This is a genomic window from Paenibacillus aestuarii (assembly GCF_027789125.1).
Taxonomy (GTDB): Bacteria; Bacillota; Bacilli; order Paenibacillales; family NBRC-103111; genus Paenibacillus_E; species Paenibacillus_E aestuarii.
In genome coordinates, this window is sequence record NZ_JAQFVF010000081.1 from 1 (window position 1) to 5,839 (window position 5,839).

Consider the following 5,839-nt stretch of genomic DNA (forward strand, 5'->3'; position numbering starts at 1 on the left):
TTCATTGGATATATTGACTTTTTTAGTCTCGATACCGTAGCACATGATTTGCATACAATTCATCATTGTAGAGAAGTTCATGTCCATGTGATGAGCTGAGTAGTGCGGGTTTGATTTCATCAATAATAACGGCGCTATCGATGTTCTCGTTGATATCGATGCTAAAACTTCTAATGGGTGGATGTAAATCCTCCTTACTTGTAATAAAGAGATCTCCTGTTAGAAGTACATTGTCCGTTTCATGATGGTAGATGACATGCCCAGGAGAGTGCCCAGGTGTTAGATAGTATTGGATAGGCAGGTTTGCAAGTGTTTGCTCTGTTAATGGCAGAACCCTATTGGCTACCCCTGTATTCTCAAGGGTATTGAAGTTCGGATAAGGTGCTTCTCCATTGATATATATAAGTTCTTTCTCATGGGCATATATAGGAATATTGAACTTCTCTAACCACTTCGCAGCACCTTGAATATGATCACTGTGGCCATGGGTAAGTAGAATGGCTTTGGGAGTACCAATAGCTGTGGCTGCCCTCATTTGAGCATCTACTAATCCTTCTAGACCTGTATCGATGATATAAACATCATCATGATCTTTAATTAACCAAGTATTGACAGGGATATGGATAGGTTCAGTGACTACAGATTCACATTTATATACATGTTCTGAGAGTTGAATCAGGTTCATGATAAGCACTTCCTTTTAGTAGGGTTTGGAATTTCTGATATCGTTTTTGAGTGCATTAAAAATTTTCAATGGCAATTTTACCAATAACTCTGCCCGTTTCCAGCAATGAATGAGCTTTTCGTAAATTCTCAGCATGGATAGGGGAAAGTCGTTCGCTCAGGGTAGTTTTTATCTTTTTACTATCAATTAAATCAGCTACTTCGTTCAAGAGCATGTGTTGTTGAATCATGTCTTCCGTTTGAAACATGGCTCTTGTAAACATCCACTCCCAAACAAAGGTTGCACTTTTGTTTACTAGCGAGAGCATATCAAGCGGCCCGTCTGCAACGATTGAGCAAATGGTTCCTTGAGGTGCAATCGCGTTCGCCATGTTTTTCCAATGCTTAGCTGTTGCGTTAAGACAAAGAATGTACGGAACGGTTTCATATCCTAACTGCTTTAATTGGGGGACGAACTCCTCGAAGTGGTTGATGGTGTAGTCAGCCCCTTGCTCTTTTGCCCAAGCAACGGAATCAGGTCTGGAGGCAGTTCCAATAACGGTCAGTCCAGCCCATTTTGCTAATTGGACAGCTATAGATCCGACTCCGCCTGCTGCTCCAATGATAAGAATCGCTTTATTCTTATTTTCGTTGGGTTCACGACTAATGTTCATTCGTTCAAACAATGCCTCGTAAGCAGTCAGCGTCGTTAACGGCAGGGCAGCAGCTTGTGCAAAGTCCAAAGATTTTGGCTTTTTCCCTACAATTCTCTCGTCAATAAGATGGAATTCACTATTACCCCCTTGCCGAGTAATGTCACCAGCGTAATAAACCTCATCACCTGGACGGAACAACGTGCAATCCGGGCCAACTTCTTCAACAATACCCGCCACGTCCCAGCCTAAAACTTTGGGGTTTTCTTCAACCTTTTCTTTAGGTGATCGAACCTTGTAATCAACTGGATTAACGGCCACAGCTTTTACACGAACGAGTAGATCTCGGCCAGTAGCAACTGGCTTTTCAATTTTTAGATCCAACAAACTTTCTGGGTTTTCAATAGGCAAATAACGATGCAATCCAACGGCCTTCATTGTTTCCATAGTACATTTCATCCTCTCGTCTAAGTCTTTAGAGTTTTTTTAACGGTATAAAAATGGGAGTTGGTTACCGTTTATGTTCCGACTTCTGTTATAATAATGCAGTTAGCTACTTTATGTAAGTACGCACATTTTTGTTGTATAGTGTACTTTTTTATACTAAGACTTGAATGGAGGCATACAAATGAAAAGTATTAATACTGAGTATCCATCTTGTCCTGACCCCCGCGGATGTCCAGTAGAAACCACATTAGAGGTGGTTGGAGGTAAATGGAAGGGCGTTATTTTATATCATTTACTGTCGGAGACAAGGCGCTTTAATGAATTTCGCAGGTTAATGCCAGATATCACACAGCGAATGTTGACCCTTCAGCTTCGTGAATTAGAAGATGGTGGAGTAGTACACAGGGAGGTTTATAAAGAGGTTCCGCCAAAGGTTGAATATTCGTTGACGGAGTTCGGTCGTACCTTAGAACCCATTATTAATCTCATGAGAGACTGGGGGTTGAGGTACAACCAGGAGATTGCAAACAAAAGGGATATGTTAGTAAAAGTGAAGTAATAAATTACTTGCGTCACCTGAATCCAGTTACAGAGTTACAGGGCTCACGAGTGATCTAGCTAAAGTTAACTTCATAATAAGAGCGCCTCCTTGATGGTGTTGGGTAATTGCCCGTCGACAAACCCATCATACCGAGGCGCTCCTTTTTTTGACAAAGCCCATTTCTTAGGCTATACAGCAATGTGTAGCTCAACGATTAAGACACACAATTCAGCGTGATCATAACGATTAAAACCTGATTAATTGAATCTATTTGATATAACGGTTCATCATATCCTTCTAGCCAGATACCATTTCCGCTGTACTTTCCAATAATTGGAGTAGCAAAACATCCAGTTCCAACACGATCTTTTGGAACCAGTTTACGAACAACTCAAACCCTTCCAAGCTGCAAAACGTGGTTTGAAGAAAGAAACAGCGGCAGTCTTAGACCATAATAATCCTGAGACTGCCGCTGATTTATTGAACGCTAACGTACTCCGTTAACCTACTATACGTGGGTTGACAAGGTATCCTCTCCATTCACTGTATAGCCGCGCCTTATTTTATCATACACCACGTGATCCTGCCCGTTACATCAATGAAATACCAAATAGGAGCTGCTCTCACTGCAGCTCCACGCTATCGTACCCGTCGGAGATATTAATCCCGTCGCTAAAACTGTACGCCCCCTACTTGTAGAAACCATGGGTTAGTTTGGATTACAAACCGCTCTAAATACCCCTACCTGAATAAATAATATTCCTTAACTGGACCAGTTTGCTGGCTTTTTCGTGAAAATTAAAATGACAAATAAAGTTATGAAATGGATTTTGGGGCAAATTGTTCGATTTACAAATTAGTTTTGAAATACTTCTTACAAATTATTTATAACCAAGCTACCTTAGCTTAACAAGCTGCACAACTTTCACAAGAGACTGCCTCAGCTTCGGTAGTAGGTTCATAAGATCAGTTCTGTGTAACTCAACTAGTAGCTAGTACGGAAGTAGTTGTTTCAATTCTACAATGCAAAAATAGAACAAACCCTTGAAGGTTTTCCCTTCAAGGGTTTTATACTAGTCAGGACAAATTTCTAAAACGTCATGGATAAGGCGTATTCAACTGTAAGCTGCAGCCCGAAAAATCCCAACCCCTCAACAAAACTTACATGAAACATACTTAGTCAACGTATATCCTACTTTGTCAGCGTTATCCATGAACATATCCGCTCCATCTAATTGGTGATAATCTCATCGTCTTTTCCATAAAGGTTTATTTAGATCGTTTCCCAGCCTGTAATTTGGTTGCGTATGAACGTTTCAATAATCAAATCATAAAGAATAGCCGGTATAAATGGCAAGTGACGGTGTGTGAGTTCCTCTCGTATATCTAACTGCAAGTGTTTCAGAAGGTTTAATATCCCACCGTAGCAAAGCAAAAAAAATTCAAAATCGGCTTCAACGCCTGCCTTAAATGCTACTTAATTGCACAGTAGTCTCATCGAGAGACCTGCCTGGTCAATGCCGCCATTCATAATCCATGCCGCATAATTGAAAAAACACAGCAGAAAAAATGAGTTTTTCCATTTTAATAACAAATTTTCATTAATATGTTATAATGATATTTATTCAAAATGAAGGGGTGTGATTCATGTGTCACGACGTTCTACCGGTGTGTTATTTTGCTGTGCTTCACTCATATTATATGTTCTTCCCAACTTATTGGCTGCAATGATTGCCTCGGGTGGACGATTCGAGAATTACCAAGTTTCACTTAATGTTATTGGTACTACCTTTCATTTAATAATGTACCTTACTCTTATCATTGGACTGCTTTATCTCTGCTGGTCAGAGGTAGACGAATACAAGAAAAAAAACAACTAAACCAACTATCATCTCATAATAAAAAGACCGTTTTAGCCGCATTGGAGGGCTTTGACGGTCTTTTTATAATCTCTTCATTAAATCAAAATGAATGTTGCTTCACAGTTGCATCTTTTTCATCTAAACATTAATATGTCGGGTAACTAGTCGACACAACTTGTTGCAGAATTCCGTCTTGGTAGCCGCCCACCTGGCGAGTCATATAAAGATCTACCCAGTCGTTACCAACGTTTTTATCTTGCCAATTGGTATAATAGCTGTTTTCATAGTGAACTACTGTTCCATAAGAGTTATTTTTAATAGGTGTAAAATCATACCAAGCATATTTACCAGCAGGAGCTACCACATTTACAGTTTGTTGATACGATGTGGCGTTAGACCAGGACCCTCCTAGAGCAGCTTGAAAAGCATCTCTTAGCTTAGAAGTAATTGTTAAATTTAATGTCCAGGTATATGTTTGATTAATAGAAAAAGCTACACTACTCGAATCATATGCCGCTGGAGTAACTCTCTTTCTTTCATCGACTTTTGTTACTATCTGTGAACCATATTGGCTATATACATCCCAATAACATGTTGTGCCACATAATGGTGGTGCCATAGGTGTTATATTTGTGCCATTTTGTTGATTTGACTGACTTTCCGAAGCAGTAAGACTTGCTCTTTTACTAGCCTTCAATTGATTACTTGTTTCAGCCTCTTTAAATAGTGCATCCGCTTGTTCAGGTGTTATTTCTACAAGTCCCTTTTCTGTTACTCTCCAAGACTTAACTACTGTCCCCTCCGGCTTTTCCGACTTTGCAGGTGTAGCTGAAGCAATTACTGATGAAAAAATTGATGACGCCAACGTGATCACAGCGAAGACAGTAACAAATTTACGAGATAATTTCATTTAAACGCCTCCTTTATTTTTTACAAATTTTTGAAATGATAGATTCATATAGGTAATAACATCCAAATTAATACAAATCAATACAATCAATGGAGTTTTTTACATTTAATTTCCATATTTTTGACAACCATACAATCTGACTCCATAAAATATGTTTTAGACTCCTTAGAAATTGAAACAGCGACAGTCAAGGACGTGAAAATAAAGCCCTAGTCTGCCGCTATTTTATTAAACTATCCTTCCTCTATGGAGAATCGCTTTCCTCTTAAATACGCTTGTTTTCTTAGATTTGGAACGTTTTTCTTCCGTGAAAGACAAATAATTCATGGAACAAAGTTGTGGAAAGTGTAAAATATAGTGTGAGGAAAGTGCAAAAATGCATCCACTCAGACCACTTGTTTTAAAAAGTGGAGATTCTGGAAATATATGATCGCACCTTTGGATCTCCACATGGCTCATGGCGGTCAACCCTCCCATGTCTCACAGAGTCTTCGCTCCCACATTCCTTCATTCAACCTGTCCATGAGGTGGAGGTCGGATATGCTGCGAGGGCAGGATCTTCGTCCGTATGTTAGTTCTGTTCCGACTCATCCGTGCTTCAATTGTCTATCCCTTTAATGTTCGACTTCCTTGAAAACATTGAATCTAAGCTGCTAGCGACACTGTCGTGAATCGGGGGATATCCTGCAACATCTTTTCTTCGCTAAACCGATGCCCCTTTTTTAGGACACCAAAGAGAACTCGAATCAGCTTATTGCATAGC

4 protein-coding genes are annotated in these 5,839 nt (G+C 39.7%); 1 reads left to right on the forward strand and 3 read right to left on the reverse strand.

Annotated features, from left to right (window positions below; translation table 11 throughout):
* Nucleotides 1-22: 22 nt before the first annotated feature.
* Together O9139_RS27840 and O9139_RS27845 are read right to left on the reverse strand one after the other, a co-directional pair.
* On the reverse strand, nt 23-685 hold the full coding sequence (locus tag O9139_RS27840) for an MBL fold metallo-hydrolase (protein ID WP_270884814.1): 663 nt from the start codon (nt 683-685) through the stop codon (nt 23-25).
* 55 nt (nt 686-740) lie between these two features.
* A complete protein-coding gene (locus O9139_RS27845; RefSeq protein WP_270884815.1) occupies nt 741-1,763 on the reverse strand; it encodes a zinc-binding alcohol dehydrogenase family protein in 1,023 nt (340 codons plus the stop codon).
* A gap of 181 nt (nt 1,764-1,944) precedes the next feature.
* Here O9139_RS27845 and O9139_RS27850 point away from each other — a divergent pair, with 181 nt between their 5' ends.
* Nucleotides 1,945-2,322 carry a winged helix-turn-helix transcriptional regulator gene (locus O9139_RS27850; protein WP_270884816.1) on the forward strand — a complete coding sequence of 126 codons (378 nt, stop codon included), beginning with the start codon at nt 1,945-1,947 and terminating at the stop codon, nt 2,320-2,322.
* Nucleotides 2,323-4,311: 1,989 nt separating this feature from the next.
* On the opposite strand, the gene O9139_RS27855 is transcribed toward O9139_RS27850, so the two are convergent.
* Complete coding sequence (locus tag O9139_RS27855) at nt 4,312-5,076, reverse strand: hypothetical protein (RefSeq protein WP_270885022.1); 765 nt, start codon at nt 5,074-5,076, stop codon at nt 4,312-4,314.
* Nucleotides 5,077-5,839 lie beyond the last annotated feature (763 nt).